The sequence below is a fragment of the Bacillus alkalicellulosilyticus genome (assembly GCF_002019795.1).
Taxonomy (GTDB): domain Bacteria; phylum Bacillota; class Bacilli; order Bacillales; family Bacillaceae_F; genus Bacillus_AO; species Bacillus_AO alkalicellulosilyticum.
Map to the genome: position 1 here is coordinate 1,137,785 of NZ_KV917381.1, position 21,681 is coordinate 1,159,465.

16 protein-coding genes are annotated in these 21,681 nt (G+C 38.0%); 9 read left to right on the forward strand and 7 right to left on the reverse strand.

Annotated features, from left to right (window positions below):
• Positions 1 to 35: 35 nt before the first annotated feature.
• The 3 genes from BK585_RS05790 to BK585_RS05800 all read left to right on the forward strand — a co-directional run bounded on the left by BK585_RS05790 (position 36) and on the right by BK585_RS05800 (position 3,358).
• Positions 36 to 1,280: a PucR family transcriptional regulator gene (locus tag BK585_RS05790; RefSeq protein ID WP_170885489.1), complete on the forward strand. Its 1,245-nt coding sequence runs from the start codon at positions 36 to 38 to the stop codon at positions 1,278 to 1,280.
• 97 nt (positions 1,281 to 1,377) lie between these two features.
• Positions 1,378 to 2,511, forward strand: coding sequence for an alanine dehydrogenase (gene ald, locus BK585_RS05795; protein WP_078552541.1), 1,134 nt, complete (start codon positions 1,378 to 1,380; stop codon positions 2,509 to 2,511).
• 121 nt (positions 2,512 to 2,632) lie between these two features.
• A complete protein-coding gene (locus tag BK585_RS05800) occupies positions 2,633 to 3,358 on the forward strand; it encodes a glycerophosphodiester phosphodiesterase (RefSeq protein WP_078552542.1) in 726 nt (241 codons plus the stop codon).
• A 195-nt stretch (positions 3,359 to 3,553) separates the two neighbouring features.
• Here BK585_RS05800 and BK585_RS05805 read toward each other — a convergent pair whose 3' ends face one another.
• The 6 genes from BK585_RS05805 to glgB all read right to left on the reverse strand — a co-directional run bounded on the left by BK585_RS05805 (position 3,554) and on the right by glgB (position 12,190).
• Positions 3,554 to 3,946 (reverse strand): response regulator transcription factor, encoded by a 393-nt coding sequence (locus BK585_RS05805; protein WP_078552543.1) that lies wholly within the window; start codon positions 3,944 to 3,946, stop codon positions 3,554 to 3,556.
• A 111-nt stretch (positions 3,947 to 4,057) separates the two neighbouring features.
• On the reverse strand, positions 4,058 to 6,490 hold the full coding sequence (locus tag BK585_RS05810; RefSeq protein WP_078552544.1) for a glycogen/starch/alpha-glucan phosphorylase: 2,433 nt from the start codon (positions 6,488 to 6,490) through the stop codon (positions 4,058 to 4,060).
• Positions 6,483 to 7,934 (reverse strand): glycogen synthase GlgA, encoded by a 1,452-nt coding sequence (glgA, locus tag BK585_RS05815; protein WP_078552545.1) that lies wholly within the window; start codon positions 7,932 to 7,934, stop codon positions 6,483 to 6,485. Before glgA ends, BK585_RS05810 begins: the two co-directional genes overlap by 8 nt.
• A 55-nt stretch (positions 7,935 to 7,989) precedes the next feature.
• A complete protein-coding gene (gene glgD, locus BK585_RS05820) occupies positions 7,990 to 9,096 on the reverse strand; it encodes a glucose-1-phosphate adenylyltransferase subunit GlgD (protein WP_078552546.1) in 1,107 nt (368 codons plus the stop codon).
• 20 nt (positions 9,097 to 9,116) lie between these two features.
• A complete protein-coding gene (locus BK585_RS05825; protein WP_078556645.1) occupies positions 9,117 to 10,265 on the reverse strand; it encodes a glucose-1-phosphate adenylyltransferase in 1,149 nt (382 codons plus the stop codon).
• Positions 10,266 to 10,267: 2 nt separating this feature from the next.
• Positions 10,268 to 12,190 (reverse strand): 1,4-alpha-glucan branching protein GlgB, encoded by a 1,923-nt coding sequence (gene glgB / locus BK585_RS05830; protein ID WP_078552547.1) that lies wholly within the window; start codon positions 12,188 to 12,190, stop codon positions 10,268 to 10,270.
• Positions 12,191 to 12,756: 566 nt separating this feature from the next.
• On the opposite strand from glgB, the gene BK585_RS05840 reads away from it, so the two are divergent.
• Entirely contained in the window at positions 12,757 to 14,298 is a 1,542-nt protein-coding gene (locus tag BK585_RS05840) for a bifunctional GNAT family N-acetyltransferase/carbon-nitrogen hydrolase family protein (protein ID WP_078552549.1), read from the forward strand.
• Positions 14,299 to 14,350: 52 nt separating this feature from the next.
• Here the strand turns inward: BK585_RS05840 and mutM are convergent, their stop codons facing one another.
• Complete coding sequence (gene mutM, locus BK585_RS05845; RefSeq protein ID WP_078552550.1) at positions 14,351 to 15,154, reverse strand: DNA-formamidopyrimidine glycosylase; 804 nt, start codon at positions 15,152 to 15,154, stop codon at positions 14,351 to 14,353.
• An 80-nt stretch (positions 15,155 to 15,234) separates the two neighbouring features.
• Between mutM and BK585_RS05850 the strand changes: the two genes are divergently transcribed.
• The 5 genes from BK585_RS05850 (at position 15,235) to BK585_RS05870 (ending at position 21,661) form a co-directional block, all read left to right on the forward strand.
• A complete protein-coding gene (locus BK585_RS05850; protein ID WP_078552551.1) occupies positions 15,235 to 15,741 on the forward strand; it encodes a FixH family protein in 507 nt (168 codons plus the stop codon).
• A 169-nt stretch (positions 15,742 to 15,910) separates the two neighbouring features.
• Entirely contained in the window at positions 15,911 to 16,960 is a 1,050-nt protein-coding gene (locus BK585_RS05855; protein WP_078552552.1) for an aldose epimerase family protein, read from the forward strand.
• 87 nt (positions 16,961 to 17,047) lie between these two features.
• Positions 17,048 to 18,784, forward strand: coding sequence for a phospho-sugar mutase (locus BK585_RS05860; RefSeq protein ID WP_078552553.1), 1,737 nt, complete (start codon positions 17,048 to 17,050; stop codon positions 18,782 to 18,784).
• Between the two features lie 577 nt (positions 18,785 to 19,361).
• Positions 19,362 to 20,057: a YesL family protein gene (locus BK585_RS05865; protein ID WP_078552554.1), complete on the forward strand. Its 696-nt coding sequence runs from the start codon at positions 19,362 to 19,364 to the stop codon at positions 20,055 to 20,057.
• A 188-nt stretch (positions 20,058 to 20,245) separates the two neighbouring features.
• Positions 20,246 to 21,661 carry a SpoVR family protein gene (locus BK585_RS05870; protein ID WP_078552555.1) on the forward strand — a complete coding sequence of 472 codons (1,416 nt, stop codon included), beginning with the start codon at positions 20,246 to 20,248 and terminating at the stop codon, positions 21,659 to 21,661.
• Positions 21,662 to 21,681 lie beyond the last annotated feature (20 nt).

Here is a 21,681-nt window from a genome sequence, read left to right on the forward strand (position 1 = left end):
AAGATATGAGTAGTGGGATGAGGGGATTAGAAAACATGGGGCAAGGTCAAATGAGATTTCCATCTTTTTCAACGTTACAAGAAGTCGTTGATTACATTAGTGAATCGTTACAATGTCCAGTGACAATTGAGGATGGGGCTCACCGTTTACTAGCTTATAGTAAACATGATATTCAAACGGATATCGCGAGGATTGAAACGATTATTACACGCCAAGTCCCTCAAAAGGTCATTCATAGTCTTTGGGAAAAGGGAATCATCCAAGCACTTAACGAAAGTGATACTCCTGTTCATATTAACTCCATTGATAAGGTAGGGCTTGGTTCTCGTATTGCCATTTCAATTCGACATCAACGGGAAATCCTAGGGTATATATGGATTGTAAGTATTGAAGGATATAATAACGCAGAAGCTATTGAATTTTTAAAGGCGGCCAGTGAAGAAGTTAAACGTTTTCTATTAGAGCTTCGACATATCCATCAAGTGAAAACGGAAAAAGTACAACAATTTTTTCAATCCCTTCTAACAGGGGCTATTCCAGATGCTAATGAGGTAGAAGCCATTCGTGCACAAGTCAATTGCTCTATTCCAAGTCATTGGAGTATTGCTGTTTTTCGATTTCCAGAAATTGTTGGACAACAAATAGATAGGCAGCTTTTGCAATATTTTCAATCGTTAAATAAAAAATCGGTTGTCTTTTCTTGTGCCATACAAGAAGAGGTTATTGTGTTTTTATCTGGAGAGATAAGCGACATGGCTGAAAATAATGCAGTGTTGTTTATGAAAGATACCATTGATACAATTGAACAAAGGTTTCAGATTAAGCCAATCTATGCTGGGTATGGAAGAAGCTATGCTGGCTTTGAAAACATAAAGAAAAGTTATCAAGAAGCCCGGCAAATTATTAAGTATAAAAAGTTGTTTCCTGAGGAATTACATGAAAAGTATAGTTACGAAGGTCTTGGAATCTATCAATATTTTGACGTGATCCTTGAAAATAGACCGTCTAGACTATCAAGTACAGTGGCAAGATTATCTGACTATGATGTTAAAAATCAAACAGATTTACTGCATTCATTAGAAGCATTTTTATCAAAAGATTGTAATATAAGTGAAGCCGCTAAACTCTTACATGTACATCCGAATACATTGAACTATCGAATGAAGCGGATCGTAGAAATTACCAATATCGACTTGCGAAATATGAATGAAAAGATAGCATTATACATAGAGCTTAAACTTAGACGTGTGGATGGTTCATTTGTTAATTCTAACAAATGATACCGTCCTTTTTTTGGGTTTGACACAAAGCCAGGGACGCTTACAATACGTATACTATATTTACAAGATGAGAAACGTATAAATAGGAGGTTTTTATATGATAATTGGGATTCCAAAAGAGATAAAAAATAATGAAAATCGAGTTGCCCTTACTCCTGCGGGTGTTTTAAGCTTTAAACAAGCTGGTCATGAAGTGATTGTTGAAACACAAGCAGGAGTGGGAAGCGGATTTGTGGATGAAGCATATATTGAAGCAGGTGCCATCGTAGCTGATGATGCTGCATCGGTTTGGAACGGTTCGGAAATGATTATGAAGGTGAAGGAGCCACTGCCTGAAGAATATACGCATTTTAGAAAAGGGCTCATTTTATTTACGTATTTGCATTTAGCGGCAGAACCTTCTTTAGCTGAAGCCCTAGTAAAAAATGAAGTAACCGCAATCGCTTATGAAACGGTAGAATCCAATCGTACTTTACCATTACTTACACCAATGAGCGAAGTGGCTGGAAGAATGGCAGCTCAAATAGGTGCTCAATTTTTAGAAAAGCCTAAAGGTGGAAAAGGAATTTTATTAGCTGGTGTGCCTGGTGTGAAACGAGGAAAAGTAACGATTATCGGTGGTGGTATCGTTGGTACCAACGCAGCAAAAGTGGCGGTCGGTTTAGGGGCACAGGTAACCATTATTGATGTTAATGTCGACCGTCTTCGTCAGTTAGATGATATCTTTGGTAAAGAAATTACGACTCTTATGTCTAATCCACTCAACATTGCTGAAGCAGTAAAAGAAAGTGACCTTCTAATCGGGGCGGTTCTTATTCCAGGAGCGAAAGCACCACAGCTTGTCACTGAGGACATGGTGAAGTCAATGGGTGATGGATCTGTTGTTGTGGACGTTGCCATTGACCAAGGGGGAAGCATTGCGACTATCGATAAAATTACAACTCATGACAATCCAACCTATGTAAAGCATGGTGTCGTTCACTATGCAGTCGCGAACATGCCAGGTGCGGTTCCAAGGACATCGACGTTAGCCCTTACGAATGTTACTGTACCGTATGCACTACAGTTAGCTAATAAAGGAGTAGTTGCTGCGATTACGGAAAATGAAGGATTGAAAAAAGGAGTAAATACGTGTGCTGGAGCAGTAACTTACATGGCAGTTGCAAATGACTTAGGGTACGAGTATGTTAGTACAGAGGATGCCCTTCGAAAGCTAACTGCTTTAGCATAATCGTTCTATCAAAAAGGCGACCTCGATATTGTATAAGAGGACGTCTTTTTTTGTTTTCATGCTAATAACCCGACCGATCTGTATTACATAAGAAGAGGAACATAAATGGAGGAATCAACTTATGACTAAAATATTTGCCCACCGCGGATTCTCTAGTGCCTTTCCGGAAAACACTATGGCAGCATTTAAGGCGGCAGAAAAACTTGGCGTAGACGGGCTTGAACTAGATGTTCAGTTAACAAAGGATAATATACCAGTTATTATTCATGACGACAAACTCAATCGAACGACGAGCGGAAGCGGTTATGTTCGAGACACTAAATATGCGAATGTAAAACAACTTAGTGCTGGTCAGTGGTTTGGTGAGCAGTTTGCTAATGAAACAGTTCCATCATTAAGGGAATTTATTGAATGGGTAAGCGATACCAACCTGACAGTAAATCTTGAATTAAAGGGTCAAGCAAAGGAGCGAATTGTGCTCTTGGAAGCTGTAATGAAGGAAGTGTTGGACTTTAAAATAGAGTCGAATGTAATTCTTTCTTCTTTTGACCATCAAGTCATTGTTGAAGCAAAACAAAGATACCCATTTATGAAGGTGGGAGTGATTGTAGTAGCACATCTCGTTTATCCTGAAAAGTATATTTCTTCTCTAGGATTTGATTGCGATTATCATTTTTACCATCACCTAATGACGGTGGAAGAAGTGCAGAGCGTAGTAGAGAAAGGCATTAAGGTAAGGCCGTATACAGTGAATAACGAACAGAAGGTAAGAGAGATGATTAAGATTGGAGTGGATGGAATTTTCACAGACCATCCCGATATGGCCCTTTCGATTTTATCAGAATAAGGTGTTTTTAGGAAGCCGCTGAAAAAAGAACAAACCAACTTTTTCAATGCCTTTGATAATGGTTGCAATGGAGCCACTCGTTGCCCGCCTGCTATGAGAAACCCACTCGTAGCAGGCTTTTAAAAAATGCAACGAATGCGCACATTGCTTCGAGGGCACTGTAAAAGTAAAAAACCGAACTTTTTCAGTGCCCCCTCAAGGGAGTGCCTTTTCTATGTTACTTTCAAATTTGGTCATTACTTTTTCAATGGTACTGACTTCAATTGGTTTATGGATAAAATCGAATGCTCCCAATCTCTTTGCTTTTTTTAAATGGGCTAGTGAAGTAGTCGATGAAATCATCACTACTTTTATGTCTTCATGCTTGTCAATCATTTCAGTAAGGGCGGTAATCCCATCTTTAATAGGCATCACAATATCAAGAAAGACCAAGGAAGGTTGTCCACTAGCACAGATGGAGATCGCTTCTTCGCCGTTTTCAGCCTCTAATATGCTGTCGTAGCCAAGCGATTGTAAGATAGCTTTGAGTTGTTCTCTTATCAATCTTGAGTCGTCGCAAATCAAAATAGGAATCTCTTTACTAGTCATAAAAAAACCTCCTTTCCTTGCAAAAAGCTGACCTAAAAGAATATGTTTTTAGGTCAGCTTCTATATCATATTTTACCATGACTTCAGCAAGGGGAGAACACCTAATTGTGTCTATTTTACCTTGATTGGACGAATTCTCCATATGCTTGCTGCATATTCAGAAATCGTTCGGTCACTTGAAAATTTTCCAGAGTGAGCAATGTTAGTAATGCTCTTTTTAAGCCAACTGGATTGGTCGCGGTACGTTTGTTCCACGAGCTGATGTGTTTCTGCATAGCAATCAAAATCCTTTAAGACAAAATACTCATCATTATTTGATAGAATGGAATAGTAGATATCTTTAAATTCCATTTCATCATTGTAGAAGTATCCATCATGGAGTTGGTCTAACACTGTTTTTACTCGTTCATCGCTATGATAAATATCATGAGCATGGTAGCCTCCATGTTGATAGTAAGAGAGAACCTCATCAGCGGTTAAACCAAATATGAATATATTGTCTGGACCCACCATGTCTTTTATTTCAATATTTGCACCATCCAATGTTCCGAGAGTTAAAGCCCCATTCATCATCAGTTTCATGTTTCCTGTTCCTGAAGCTTCTTTACTAGCTGTTGAAATTTGTTCACTGACGTCTGTGGCAGGGATGATTTTTTCAGCAAGAGACACGCTGTAATTTTGTAAAAAGACAACTTTAAGCTTGCCTTGAATGAGCGGATCGTTATTGATTTTCTCAGCAGCCGTCACAATAAGCTTGATGACTTTCTTCGCAAAATGATAGCTTGGTGCGGCCTTCGCTCCAAAAATAAACGTTCGAGGAACAATGTCCATATTTGGATTTTCGCGAAGTTGGTTATACAAATGGATGACATGGAAGATGTTTAATAGTTGGCGTTTGTAGCCATGTAGCCGTTTGATTTGAACATCAAAAATAGATTGCTCATCCACCGTAATCCCGCATGTATCGTTAATTAACGATGCAAGCTTCTTTTTATTTTCAAATTTAACCTGAGCTATTTTTTCTTGGAAAGAAGGGTCGTTCGCATATTTTAATAATCCGATCAGGTCTTTTGGTCGAGACACCCATTTTGACCCAATGGCATCTGTTATTAAATTGGCAAGGTCAGGGTTTGTATTTAATAACCATCTTCTATGCGTGATTCCATTTGTCTTATTATTATATTTTTCAGGGTATACCGAATAAAAGTTTTTCATTTCTTTCTTTTTCAAAATCTCGGTATGGATCTTTGCTACACCATTGACACTGAAACTCCCTACGATGGCTAAATGGGCCATGCGCACCGTTTCATATGCGATAATCGCCATTTGTGGAATTTCATCTCTTTTGTCAGGATGATTAAACCAAAGTTCTTTACAAAATCGTTCATTGATTTCATCAATAATCATGTAAATACGAGGGAGTAAGGATTGAATCATAGACACAGGCCATGTTTCCAATGCTTCACTTAACGTCGTATGATTTGTATATGCTACAGTTTCGGTTGTAATCTTCCAAGCGTCATCCCAACCGAGGCCTTCTTCATCCATTAAAATCCTCATTAATTCAGGAACGACAAGGGAAGGGTGAGTATCGTTGATTTGAATACATATTTTACTAGGAATGTCGAATAGATTCGGATATTTTCTTTTGTAAGCTGATAAAATACTTTGAATTCCAGCAGACACTAAGAAGTATTGCTGTTTTACACGAAGTATTTTTCCTTCATAAGAAGAATCATCCGGATAAAGAAATTCTGAAATCATTTCAACGGACCTTTTGTATTCCAGATAGTTATAGTAGTCATGCTGATTTCTTGACATGTGTTGCTGAAAATCATTTGGAACCGACTCCGCACTCCAGAGCCGAAGCGTATTAACCGTTTTGTTGCGATACCCGACAATCGGCACATCATAGGGAACAGCTAATACTGTTTCATAGTCTTTCTGTACGAAGCGGAGCTGTTCACTCGAATCATCAATTTCAACGTTCCCCCCGAAACGAACTTCAATTGCTTTATTTGCGCGCCTGGTTTCCCAAACATAATCTTCTTTTAGCCAATAGTCGGGTAACTCTACTTGGTTACCATCAACAATTTTTTGTTGAAATAATCCATACTTATAACGGATTCCACATCCGTGGCCTGCTAGTTGCAGCGAGGCAAGAGAATCCATAAAGCATGCTGCGAGTCTACCAAGACCACCATTTCCAAGTCCTGCATCATGCTCTTGTTCAAAAACTGTTTCGGAATCAATTCCTAGTTCATCAAGACTTTCCTTGACAATTTGTAAAGCATCCATATTTAGAAGATTGGTTTCAATTAGACGACCGAGAAGAAACTCCATCGAAAAATAGTATACTTGTTTTTCGTTGTTTTTTTCATACGTTTCATTGGTTGATACCCAATTTTGGTTTATTTGTTCTTTCAGCATCGTTCCGAGTGTTTGATAGATTTCAATGGGTGTCGCATTTTCAAACGTACGTCCAATGCTTTTCTCTACTTTTTCAACCAATGCTTTTTTAAACTTTCTTTTGTTTTCAAACAAGATGAACTCCACTCCTTTTTATGTAGGAAAGCTGCTTATACATGTCAGAATAACGTTTGGCTGAATGGTCCCAACTAAAGTTGGTCTGATAAATATTATTGAGCAACGCATTCCAATGTTCTTTCTCTCTATAGATTGCGAGTGCCCTTTCAATGGTATAAAGCATGTCGTGGGCATTATAATTTGCAAATGTAAATCCATTACCCGTCTGGTCATACTTATTATAAGAATGAACGGTATCTTGTAACCCTCCTGTTTCTCTCACAATGGGGACAGTTTCATAGCGAAGGGCAAGAAGCTGACCAATTCCACATGGTTCAAAACGAGAAGGCATTAAAAAGAAGTCCGAGGCTGCATATATCGTTCGTGCTAGACTTTCTTGAAATGTGATGTGTACCGATACTTTTTCTGGATAACGGTAGCCCATTTCCTTAAAAAAGTGTTCAAATTCCGCATCGCCTGTTCCTAACAAAATAAACTGAATATCTTTTCCTGCGAGCTCATCCATTACATGCTGAATAAGTGGTAAACCCTTTTGTTCAACAAGCCTTGTGATGACCGCAAATAAAGGAACATCCTCGCGAACAGGCAGACCAACCATTTCTTGAAGGGCTATTTTATTTTTGACTTTCTCAAGTTCCGAATGTTGATAGTTATGCGGAATCCTTTCATCTGTAGCAGGATTATAGTCGTTATAGTCAATTCCATTTACAATTCCAATGAGAGATTCCCCTCGATCTTGCAGAAGATATTGCAGCCCTTCTCCATAATATTCGGTTTGTATTTCATTGGCATAGGATTTACTAACGGTTGTGACCAGGTGAGAATGAACAATCGCTCCTTTCATAAAGTTGATGGCTCCATTAAACTCTAGACCAGCATAGTGCTCATCTGAAAAATGAAGTAACTCTTGAAAGACATCGGGTGAGAAAATTCCCTGGTATTTTAGATTATGAATTGTAAAAACGGTTTGCACTTCTTTATAAAAGAGGTCTCCCGCATAAGTGGTCTTTAGATACGTTGGAATCAATGCTGTTTGCCAATCATGGCAATGGATAATATCAGGCTGGTACGATAACACAGGTAGTGCAGCAAGAACGGCATGAGAAAAAAAGGTAAAGCGCTCTGCGTCATCATAGTATCCATACAAGTCATCACGTTTGAAATAATACTCGTTATCAATGAAATAATAAGTAAGCCCATTATAGTGAAGTTCGAAAATACCACAATACTGTCTTCTCCAACTAACCGAAACGACAATCACGTCTTTAAGCTTCATCTCTTTTTTAAAGTGGTCAGGTATTGAACCATAAAGAGGTAGCATGATTCGAATGTCGACATTGTGTTGTTTTGCAATCGAAGATGGGAGAGACCCAATCACATCCGCTAGTCCCCCTGTTTTACTAAAGGGGACACATTCAGATGCAACGAATAGGACATTCATTTGTTTAACAGCTCCTTTGTTACTTTTACTTTGATAGTTAAATGGTGATAGTATATTAAATTACTTTTCGTTTTGCGACGACAAATGGTTGTTCCATTACACCGACCAATGTTCGGTCTGGATTTAAACAAACGTCCTTATCTAGAATTACGTTTTGAAGTGTCACATTTTCGTTGATTTCACATCTTTGCATAATGATAGAGTTTTTGATAGAAGCCCCTTTTTTAACATGAACACCACGGAATAAGATGCAATTTTCAACTTCACCTTCAATGACACATCCGTTTGCAATTAGTGAATTTTTTACACTAGACCCTTTAATGTATTTTGCAGGTGGTTGGTCTTTTACTTTGGTATATATTGTTTGGTGATTGAAAAAGACATCTCGATAAACCGCGGGCTGTAATAAGGACATGCTATGTTTGTAATAGCTCTGAATCGAATTAATGACAGCTAAATAATCTTTATATTCGTATCCATAAACAGCAAGGGCCGGTAATTGGTGAATAATCCCGTCGATAAAGAAGTTCTCCATCCCTCTAGCGATGCAATAATCAACTAATTCTAAGAGAAGACTTTTCTTGATAATGAAAGTGCCCATAGCAACATTTGGATTCGCATGGTCATTTGTAATTTCAGTCACTTTTTTAGCTTCGTCAACGGCAAGTTTATGACACAATTGGTGCTCTTCCTCTAGTTCATTTATCGTTTTATAGATAATCGTGACATCCGCATTTGTTTCTAAATGCTGTTTAAAGGCTTGGCGATAATCAATGTTACAAACATGTTGACTCCCTGTAATAAGAACGTATTTAGAAACAGAGCGTTCAAAAAAGTCTCGATTATTGTGAAAATGCTGTAAATCGCCTTTAGAGATATCAGATGGATCGTGCCAATCAGGTGGAAGAATAAACAATCCCCCATGTTTACGATCTAAATCCCAAGATGACCCTGTACCTAAATGGTCCATTAACGAACGATATTTACGTCTAGCAAATACTGCAATTTCATGAATTCCACTGTTGGTCATATTTGATAGGGGAAAGTCAATGAGTCTGTACCTTCCTCCAAACGGTGTTGTTGCTCCGCAGCGGAAGTAGGTAAGTTCTTTTAAATAATCATTTTCATTGTCGATGTTAATAACTCCAAGCATGGTTTCCATAATAGTCCCTCCAGATATTGTTAGTTAGCAATGGCATAGTCAGCGATTATTGAATCTTTATCTAAGACAATGATTTCGTTTGGATCGGTTGGCTTTATAGAAACATCATCTGGAATGATCGTTCCTTCACTAATAATGGCACGGTCAATCACGACATTTTTGCCAATCTTGACATTAGGCATAATGACGGAGTTACTAATGATTGAGTTTTCTTGAAGGGTTACACCATGAAATAAGACGGAATTCATGACGTTCCCTTCGATAAAGCAGCCCTCATTAATTAATGAATCTGTTACAGAAGAAGCTGGTGATAAATACTGTGGTGGCTGATTTGGATTAACTGAATAAATTCTCCAGTTATAATCCGTTAACTGTAAAGATGGTTTTTCTCTTAATAAATCCATATTAGCTTCCCAGTAGCTTTTAATTGTACCTACGTCTTTCCAATAGCCTCGGAATGGGAATGCAACCATTTTTCTATGATCACCAAGCATGGAAGGCAAGATGTCTTTTCCAAAATCATGGGAGGACAGATTGCTTTTGGCATCGTTTTGTAAATACGACTTTAATACTTTCCAATTAAAAATGTATATACCCATGGAAGCGAGGTTGTTTTTAGGGTTAGCCGGTTTTTCATCAAAATCTAATACTGAATAGTCAGGTGCTGTATTTAAAATGCCGAAGCGACTTGCTTCTTCCCAAGGAACTTGAATGACAGAGATTGTTGCATCTGCTTCTTGTTTTTTATGAAAATCCAGCATCGCAGCATAATTCATCTTATAGATGTGGTCTCCAGAAATAACAAGCACATATTCAGGATTAAATTGTTCGATGAAATTGATATTTTGATAGATGGCGTCTGCGGTTCCCTGGTACCAAGATGCTCCTTTTTTTGCAGAGAAAGGAGGTAGGATTGAAATACCGCCGTTTCTGCGGTCTAAATCCCATGGCGCTCCATTCCCAAGATGTGTGTTTAAAGCAAGTGGCTCATATTGGGTTAAGACGCCAACTGTATCAATACCTGAGTTGGTGCAATTACTTAATGTGAAGTCAATGATTCGGTATTTCCCCCCAAAATGTACAGCTGGTTTTGCTAGGTTTTGAGTTAACAAGCCTAGTCGTTTTCCTTCTCCTCCAGCTAATAGCATGCCAACGCATTCTTTGTTCATAGTCATTTAATCGCTCCCTCTTTCTGCTCGTTTTTATCTATTTTTTTCTTGAAAACAACCATTGCGAGTGGTGGAACTTTTATCGTGATTCGATAAGGTTGATTATGCCAGTTTTGATTTTCGCTAACCAAGAGCGTGTCATGAGTTTGATTTGAACCGCCATACTTTTCACAATCACTATTAAAGGCTTCATAATAATTTGCTTGCTCAGGAACACCGATGTGATAGTCATAATGGACAACCGGTGTGAAATTACAAACAACGATTATAGATTCTTCAGGACTGCTCCCGCGGCGTAAAAAAATAATAATGCTTTGCTCATGATTATGAGGATCGATCCATTCAAACCCATTAGAGTCATGGTCTAGTTCCCATAATGCTTGCTCTTGTTGGTAAAAAGAATGGAGTTCCTTCGAATACTGAAACATTTTTTGATGTGAAGGATAATCTAATAACTCCCAATCAATATCTTCTAAGTCCTTCCATTCATCAAACTGTCCAAATTCACCGCCCATGAATATGAGTTTCTTTCCTGGATGGGTCATCATGTAACCAAGGAAAAGACGGAGATTAGAGAACTTTTGCCAATAATCCCCTGGCATTTTGTTAAGTAGAGATTTCTTTCCATGAACGACTTCATCGTGTGACAAAGGTAGAATGAAATTCTCAGAAAAACTATAAAAAAATGAAAAAGTGATCAGCTCGTGATGCCATTTTCGGTGGACTGGGTCAAGTTCCATATAGCGGAGCATGTCATTCATCCAGCCCATGTTCCATTTGAAATTAAATCCAAGGCCGCCTATATAAGTAGGAGAACTTACAAGTGGCCATGATGTGGATTCTTCGGCCATCATATACACACCGGGATGAGACGCAAATACGGCTGTATTTAACTTCCGGATAAACTCAATGGCTTCAATATTTTCTTCTCCGCCGTACTCGTTATATACACGGTCTGCCTCATCTTGTTTGCCATAATTTAAATAAAGCATGCTTGATACAGCGTCGACTCGTAATCCATCAATATGAAACACATCCAGCCAAAACAGAGCATTTGAAATTAAGAAACTGACAACTTCTGGTTTTCCAAAATCAAAACTTAATGTACCCCATTCTTTTTTTTCGGATTTTCTAGGATCACTGTATTCATAGAGTGGTTCTCCATCAAACATTCGAAGTCCATGAGCATCTTTACAAAAATGGCTAGGGACCCAATCAAGAAATACACCGATATGATGCTGGTGACATAGGTCAACAAGATACATAAAATCCTCAGGAGTACCAAATCGACTTGTTACAGAAAAATATCCAGTAGATTGATATCCCCACGAACGGTCATAAGGATGTTCTGTTATAGGAAGGATTTCAATATGGGTATATCCCATTTCTGTTACATATTTCACAAGCAAATCGGCCATCTCCCGGTAAGACAAATGCTCACCACCTTCAGAGAGGTGCCAAGAACCAAGGTGGACTTCATAAATTAATAATGGTTCTTCATGTACATTTCGTTTGTGTTTCCTTTTTTGCCAGACCTCATCCTTCCATTGGTATGAGGGGAAAGGGTGAACCTTAGAGGCTGTATGAGGACGAACCTCTGAGTAAAAGGCATATGGATCTGCTTTTAGCAGAATCTCTCCTGTTGAGGTGAGAATTTCATACTTATAGTTCACGCCTGCTTGGAGATCTGGTATAAAGCAAACCCACACTCCAGATTTTGTAAGTCTATGCATCGGGTGCTTTTCGCCATGCCATTGATTAAAATCTCCAACAACAGATACTTTTTTGGCATGTGGCGCCCATACAGCAAAACGAACTCCTTGTTTTCCCACGGTTGAAAGGTGTGAACCGAGCATCTGGTAGCTTTGGTACAAGTTCCCTTGATGAAATAAATAGAGGTCATAATCGCTAATTGAATTGTCCAATGTGTGTCACTGCCTTTCGATACTTACTGTTCGTTAAAAAAGGTTTTACCTAAAAAGTAATCTTCGCTAGTAAAGTTTCTACACTTAGAAGATAATCCCTTTTCTGTTTACAAAATCTATAAATACTTAATAATTCAAATTGCTACATCGTTCGATAAGAACCCTAGTATTCCGTCTTTGAAGGCACGAGAATGTAGAGGCTTCTTTTCGAGGTGAGTAGGATGATGTCGAAAGTTTTTTATAGGAATTAGTGTAGTATCTTTTTTCTGAGGTGGTATAGAAAAAGTAGAGAGAAAGTAGTGAATGATAGAAAAATGTCGTAGAGTATAAAGAGTGTATGCTTCAATTATTCCATGATTCTCAGATAGTGTAAGGATTTTTGTTACATAAAGTAACATATTATCTACGGCCAATGGATATTCCATAATCGGAAGTCTCTTTGTATTTAAAACATTTTAAAAAGTCAGAAAATGGGACAGAGGACATATCCGGTCGCATATGTTTGGTCTTTCCATAAAAAAAGAGTAGAATTTACAATAGTATAGGCTATAAAGGAGCTGTGAAATATGAAAAAGCTTGATGTTTCTAAGTTTGAAAAAATTATAGAAATACGAAATATCGAACGTAGAGATTTCAACGACATCATTGCATTACAACAACTTTGCTTCCCGAATATGGAGCCATGGAAAATTGAGCATTTGGAAAGTCATCTTGAAACGTTTCCAGAAGGACAGTTCTGTGTAGAATACGATGGAATCATCATAGGGTCGTGTTCTAGTTTAATTGTTAACTTTGATGAATATGATGACCAACATACGTATGATGATATTACTGATGAAGGATATATCACGAATCATGATCCTGAAGGTTATAATTTATATGGGATTGAAGTCATGGTGCATCCAGAGTATCGTCGCATGAAAATTGGGCGTCGATTATATGAAGCACGTAAAGATTTAGCAAGACAACTTAATTTAAAAAGCATTATTATTGGTGGGCGAATCCCGAATTATTTTAAGCATGCGGATAGCTTGACGCCAAGGGAATATGTTGAGCAAGTCACTTTGCATAATATTTATGACCCCGTGTTAACGTTCCAAATTATAAATGGGTTTACGTTAAAGCGTATCAACAAAGATTACTTAGAAGATGACAAGGCATCAATGAAATATGCGACATTAATGGAATGGAACAATATTGATTATCAAGCGACAACGAAACGACAATTTAAAACCTCGTTCCCTGTTAGAATCACATCAATTCAATATATGATGAAAAAAATTGAGTCGTTTGAAGACTTTGCTGTTCAATGTGAGTACTATACAGACGTAGCTGCAGGATATGGATCTGATTTTGCCGTATTCCCAGAAATTTTTACGACACAGCTGCTCTCGTTCTTACCTGAAAAAAGTCCGAGTCGAGCGATACGACGTTTAACAGCCTTCACTGAAGATTATATTCGCTTGTTTACTGGACTGGCGATTAAATATAACATCAATATAATTGGTGGGTCTCATTTTGTTGAAGAGGGAGAAAAAATTTATAACATTGCTTATTTATTTCGTCGAGATGGATCAATTGAAAAACAATATAAACTACACATTACACCGAATGAGCGAAAATATTGGGGAATTAGTCAGGGCGATGAAATCAAAGTCTTCGATACAGATTGTGGAAAAATCGCCATTCAAATCTGTTATGACGTGGAGTTTCCTGAGCTAGCTCGAATTGCTACAGACAAAGGGGCTAACATTATATTTACTCCATTTTGTACTGATGAACGACAAGGCTATCTTCGAGTAAGATATTGCGCTCAGGCAAGGGCAATAGAAAACCAAGTGTATACAGTGATTTCAGGAACAGTTGGAAATCTTCCTGATGTGGAAAACATGGACATTCAATATGCTCAGTCAGGAATCTTTTCTCCATCCGACTTTTCGTTTCCTCGAGATGGAATTGCCGGGGAGTGTAATCCGAACATTGATACCGTTGTTGTAGCTGATGTAGATTTAGAAATATTACGCCGTCATCGAAAATCCGGAACCGTCAACCAGCTTCGCGACCGACGACACGATATTTATGAAATTAATTATAAAAACGATAAATAAAAAAAAAGCAAACTGCGTGTGATGTGCAGTTTGCTTTTTTTTGGTGAGTAGTTCAAGATTGGCAGTTTTGGCAGTAAAACGATTTTTTAGAGGAAAGTATCGTTTTACTAATCGTTGTTCCACACCTTTTACAAGGTTCCCCTTCTCGGTCATACACATTGGCTTGTTGATAAAAAGAACCGGTGAGGCTGTCCCCGTGAAAGAAAGGATGGTCCATATATCCGCCGTTTTGTATTCCGAGCTGTAATACTCTTTGCATTGAATTGAAAAGCTTTGCAATCTCTTCGTCAGTCAGTGAATCAGCCGTTCGCATAGGCAACAGTCCAGCTTCAAAACAAATTTCATCTGAGTAAAAATTTCCTATGCCCGAGACGAATTGCTGATTAACTAACGTTGTTTTTAGAACTCCTCTTCGTTTTTTGACTAACGTCATAAAATCAGGTGCTGTCAATGATAATGGGTCAGGTCCTAGGTCCTTCAACTTTTCTTCAATTTGCCTTTGGTCGAATAGGTGTAAATACCCGAGTCGTAGCCCAATAAAATAAAGCGATTCTTGTTGAAACGAAAGAGTGATTTGTTTTGTGCGATCAGGACTTTCCTCTTCTCTTCCGAAATACATCCACCCTCCAAGCATGAGGTGAAGTAGAAGCACTTGACCGGTCTGAAGGTGAAATAATAAATATTTAGCACGTCTGTCAATCTGAGTGAAACTGTTCCCTTGAAGTGTATTTTGAAAAAACTCACTTTTGATATTTAGTGATTTTTCACGAGTTACTATTATATTGCTGATAGGCTTTCCAACCACCTTGGTTGTTAACATTCGTTTATAGGTTTCCATTTCAGGTAATTCAGGCACGGGTTTACCTCCTTTTATCAATTTTGTGTTTAAGTCATTTTAAGTATGGAAAGGATGAGGATGATAAGGGAGGAGAATCGATGAATATTGAAAAAATCATAGTCAAACACCCTATTCTTTCATTGTCCTTAGCTATATTCTTTATTATTCTTACAACATGGGTGACTTACACATTATTGATGAAAGAAACGTTACAAACAAATTGGAAATTAGATGTTGTAGGAACAGAACATACTTATCGTTCAGGAGATAGAACGGACTTTCACGTATTTCTTGAAGATGAAAATGGTGAACCGATTACAAACGCCAATGTAAAGGTAACTTTTGATATGCCTGATATGGTTCATAACATCCAAAAGACGATGCACCACCTTGAGGGAGGTTTATATGAGGCAGAAGTCATATTCTCAATGGGTGGAACGTGGATTGGTGTGATAGAAGCTAGTCAAGGTGGAAATCAATACATTAATCAAGCTCTTATAGAAGTAGATGGACCGACTATCCCAGAAGGAAACCGTGATCCCGCCGACCATTTTAGTTTAGAACAACCATTGCCTTCTTGGATAATCCAAGAGGTAAGGCAATAACTTGGTTAAAGCCAAGCTTTCTCGTAAAGCTTGGCTTCATTGTGTATATAGGCTGGTTTTGTGTTATGTTTATCATGTCGAATTGATAGACTTTTTATTTTTGCAATGACATTTATGTTATTGTAAGTTAAGATATTGAAATATAAGGGAAATGTAAGGAGATGACGATATGAAAGTAAGCAAATCAATTTTTGGTGAGTTCAATGGACAACCTGTAGATGCGTATACAATAAGCAATTCAAACAACATGACATTTACGTGTATATCTTACGGTTGTATTATTACAAGTATTTTAACTCCAGACCGTAACGGGAATGTAGAAGAGGTGACGTTAGGGTTTGATGATTTACCTAATTACATTAACAACTCTCCGTATTTTGGCTCAATCGTTGGAAGAATTGCTGGGAGAATTGGTGGAGCTCAGTTCGAGCTTGATGGCAAAACATATACATTAGCTAAAAACGATGGAGAAAACCATTTACATGGTGGGATTCATTCTTTTAGCCATGTCGTTTGGAATGCATCGGTAATCGAAAATGAAAAAGAAGCAGGGGTAGAATTTACATACACTAGCCCTGATGGTGAAGAGGGATTCCCTGGAACCGTTGAGCTAAGTGTGAAATACATATTAAATAATGAGAATGAAATCACGATGTCATATAACGGTGTAACAGACCAAAAAACATTGCTAAACATGACAAATCATACGTACTTTAATTTGAGTGGGAATATAAAGACGGATGTTTCCTCACACAAGTTGACGATGAAAAGTAACAAATTTATTGAGCTACAAGAAAATTTAATTCCAACAGGTGAATTCCTGGAAGTCGAAGGTACTCCTTTTGATTTCAGAAATGGAAGATTGCTTGGGGAAGGTTTTACATCGCCGCATATCCAAAATATACGTGCTAGTAAAGGCTATGACCATCCATTTATGCTAAGCGAAAATCACAACGAAGAAATTATTTTAGAGGATGAGAAAAGCGGAAGAGCCTTACTCGTTGAAACCGATGAGCCTTGTGTTGTCGTTTACACGAGTAATATGTTAGGTGGCGAGTTCGACATCCGCGGTACAAAAGCGCAGCCTTATTTAGCGGTATGCCTTGAGACTCAAGGAGCACCTGATTCTATCCACCATCCTCAATTTGGGTCAAGCATTTTAGACAAAGGTGAGAGCTATAGTAGGACTACGACCTTTCGTTTTTTTGTAAAGGAATAATCGGTAAAAATTAACATAAAGTAGCTTGAACAAATATCTTCACTTCGTAGAAAATAAAAGATAGTGAAGAGCAAAGGGAGGCCCTACATGGACTGGAGACAAGAATATAAAAAATGGAATGAAAATCAAGCACTAGAACCTGAACTAAAAGAGATTTTAGAAAAATATAAAGATGATGACGTAACATTGGAAGATTGTTTTTATAAAAATCTAGAATTCGGTACAGGCGGCATGCGAGGGGAAATCGGACCAGGATCAAATCGAATGAATACATATACCATTCGCAAAGCAGCTGAAGGGCTTGCTCGTTACATCGAAGAGCATGGGGAAGAGGCTGTTCGTAGAGGAGTTGTTATCGCTTATGACTCTAGACATAAGTCTCCGGAGTTCGCACTTGAAGCGGCGCTGACTTTAGGGAATCATGGAATTCAAACCTATTTATTTCAAGAACTTCGACCAACTCCAGAGCTCTCGTTTGCGGTTAGATACTTAAACGCTTTTTCAGGAATTGTAATTACAGCTAGTCATAATCCACCAGAATATAATGGGTTTAAAGTGTATGGTGATGATGGAGGGCAATTACCTCCAGGGCCAGCTGACCATCTAGTCAGAAAAGTAAATGAAGTAGAAGATGAGTTAGCGATTGAAGTTGCCCAGGAAAATGAGTTAAAAGCATCACAATTGTTAAAAATGCTAGGAGAAGAAGTTGACCTGGCTTATAATACGGAACTTCAAACGATAATCGTGAATCCAAAACTTGTTCAGGAAGATGGAAAGAATGTCTCCATAGTGTTTACTCCACTTCACGGCACAGCCAATATCCCTGTGCGTCGAGTCTTTGAAACAAGTGGTTTTACAAATGTATCGGTCGTAAAAGAACAGGAATTACCTGATCCGAACTTTTCAACTGTAACGTCTCCTAATCCTGAAGAACATGCAGCTTTTGAATTAGCCATCAAGCTTGGGGAAGAAATTACAGCTGATGTGCTCATAGCAACAGACCCAGATGCTGACCGAGTGGGTGTTGCGACAAAGAATGAAGAAGGACAATATGTCGTGTTAACAGGGAATCAAACAGGTGCCCTTATGCTTGACTATATTCTTTCACAAAAAAAAGCATTAAACGAATTACCGGACAATGGGGTTGTTCTAAAAACGATTGTTACTTCGGATATCGGTCGAGCGATTGCAACTCACTATGGCATTGAAGTGGTCGACACACTGACAGGATTTAAGTTCATTGGTGAGAAAATTAAAGAGTATGAAGAGAACAACAGCAAAACATTCCTTTTTGGTTATGAGGAAAGCTATGGTTATTTGATTGGTGATTTTGTTCGAGATAAAGATGCGGTTCAAGCATGTTTGCTTGCAGGCGAATTAACCGCGTATTATAAAAAGCGTGGGATGACACTTTATCAAGGACTGATTGAAGTGTTTGAGAAATACGGTTTTTATTTAGAAGACCTTGAATCTCTTACGCTTAAAGGAAAAGCGGGTATTGAAAAAATTCAGTCCATTCTCTCTCATTTCCGAGCGAATCCAATAAAAGAAATAGCAAACCATAAAGTTGATTTTGTGGAAGATTATAAAACAAGTGAACGGCTATATCTAGAAAGTAACCTAGTAGAGACAATTGATTTACCTAAATCTGATGTAATCAAATATATCCTAGAAGATGGTACATGGGTATGTATGAGACCATCAGGAACGGAACCAAAGGTCAAGTTCTATTTTGGTGTTAAACGCTCAACATTATCGGAAAGTCAACAGTTTTTAGCTTCTGTAAAGCAAGAGCTAATGGCTAAAATTCAGTCGTTAGTATAAAAGTAATAGAAACGAAGTGGATATAGATAATCCACTTCGTTTCTTTTTGGCTCTATAATATTTGTTGGGGTATATAAACAGTTTTTTCATCATGGGCTATGCCCATAATGAAAAAAAGAACACGTTAGCATCGTAGTTAGTAAAAGACGGCTTAACGGAATTTAACATTGCTGTTACGGTGAGATGCAACTAACCATAATGGGTGGAAACGGACAGAACAAAAAGAAAAAGCATTGATGGAGTCCGAAAAGAGAGTGAATACGGACAGGTCAAGATGAAAAAGCATTGGTGGAGTCCGAAAAGAGAGGGAATACGGACAGAACAAAAAGAAAAAGCACTGGTGGAGTCCGAAAAGTGAGGGAATACGGACAGAACAAGAAGAAAAAGCACTGTTCGAGTCCGAAACAGGAGGGAATACGGATAGGTCAAGAAGAAAAAGCACCGATTGTGTCCGAAATAGGTAGTTTATTTTCTATGCTTTCAAAAAATAGACTCAGAAAGTAATAGACGCCAGCAAGGAAGGGAAAGGGCTCGTTTTTTTAACTATATTCTCGTAATCTATGATATGATATAGAAAATGGAAGCGCTAACTTCTAAGGATGAAGGTGATGAATCAATGGATGTAAAGGGATTTACAGGAGTAATCATGGTCATTTGCGAGTGGGTAATGAGACTAGCAGTTGTTAATCTATTGTGGATGCTTGGAACACTAGTAGGTTTAGGTGTTTTTGGTATCATGCCTGCTACAATTTCTTTATTTACAGTGACAAGAAAGTGGATGTTGGGAGACTTGGATGTACCAATCTTCAAAACGTTTGTCTCTACATATAAAAAGGAATTTATTAAATCCAATCTTGCAGGTTTACTATTCGCCTTTGTAGCCTATGTTTTATATATTGATTTCTTGTTTGTGTCAACGCTAGAAGGGATGCTTCATACCGTGTTAATGGTTGCATTACTAACAGCAGTGCTATGTTACTGTGTCATTGTCCTGTACTTCTTTCCTTTGTATGTTCATTATGAATTAAAACTGTTTCAATACTTTAAGCGCTCCTTATTACTCGGATTAATTCGGCCGTTTTCTACGATTATGATCGTAATTGCTTTAGCGACAATCTACATTCCATTTTTGTTGTTCCCAGCATTAATCCCTTTTTTCGGAGTGAGTTTAGGAGGATATGTCATCATGTATATTTCCTATCGCCTTTTCACGAACATTGCAAAAAAACAAGAAGAGTTAACTGCCCAAGGTCAAACTCAAGCGGAAGCATAATTTATAATCATACGATAAAAAGGGCTTGGATCCGAGATACAACGGATCCAAGCCCTTCATATTACCATTTGATAAGCGGATTTATTATGTAAGTTTATGGCTTGCGTTATCTTGTTTAGTAAAATGCTTCATGAAATACCTGTTCTTCTCATAAATTGTGATAAGGCAACTTTTGAGGAGGGAGCTAGATGGCAGTGGATGAAGGGAAAAAGTTAGAATATGCGATAGAGGAAATTACGGAAATTGCTACAGATTTCGGGTTAGATTTTTATCCAATGAGGTATGAAATATGCCCATCTGATATTATTTATACATTTGGCGCATATGGTATGCCTACGAGGTTCTCTCATTGGAGTTTCGGCAAACAGTTCCATAAAATGAAACTCCAGTACGACCTAGGGTTAAGTAAGATTTATGAACTTGTGATTAATTCAAATCCTTGTTATGCCTTCTTACTGGATTCGAATAGCCTGATTCAAAATAAGTTAATCATTGCTCACGTTCTTGCCCATTGTGACTTCTTCAAAAACAATGTTCGCTTTTCTAATACTAGGCGTGACATGGTTGAAAGCATGAGTGCTACGGCGGAACGTATCGCCCGGTATGAACTTATTCATGGGAAGGAAGAGGTCGAAACGTTTTTAGATGCCATTTTATCGATTCAAGAACATATCGATCCAAGTCTAGTTCGTCCTAAGCTTTCTTGGTCTTTGGAAGATGAAGAAGAAGAGGATGACAACCCTAAGTACAGTTCACCATATGATGATTTATGGGAGCTAGATAGTGAGAAAAAAGAAGAAGAACCGAAAAAAAGAAAAAAGAAATTTCCACCTAGACCAGAGAAAGACTTGTTACTTTTCATTGAGGAGTACAGTAGAGAACTTGAGCCATGGCAACGCGATGTGTTAACGATGATGCGCGAGGAAATGCTTTATTTCTGGCCACAGCTAGAAACAAAAATCATGAACGAAGGCTGGGCTTCCTATTGGCATATGCGTATTCTTCGTGAAATGAACTTAACGACCGAGGAGACGATTGAATACGCCAAGCTCAATGCTGGAGTCATTCAACCTTCCAAAACACAAATCAATCCATATTACCTTGGGCTGAAAATCTTTGAGGACATTGAAGAGCGTTATGATAATCCAACAAAGGAAATGCAAGACATTCAAGGCGTAAAGCCAGGAAGTGGCAGGGAAAAAATCTTTGAAGTCAGAGAAATAGAATCGGATATTTCTTTTATTCGCAACTATCTAACAAAAGATTTGGTTGGTCGAGAAGATATGTATTTGTTCCAAAAGCAAGGGGCTGACTATAAAGTGATTGATAAAGAATGGGAAAAGGTAAGAGACCAACTTGTTCAATCAAGAGTTAATGGTGGGTTTCCTTATTTAACGGTAACCGATGGTGATTATCTAAAAAATGGAGAGCTGTACATTACTCATCATTTTGAAGGAACAGAGTTAGATGTTAGTTATTTAGAAAAGGTATTGCCTAACATCTATCAGTTGTGGGGTCGTACGGTTCATATGGAAACGACGATTAATGAGAAAAGAATTGATTTTATATACGATGGTCGAAAGGTTCATCGAAAATATCTGTGATGGAAGAATAGAATAGAGCG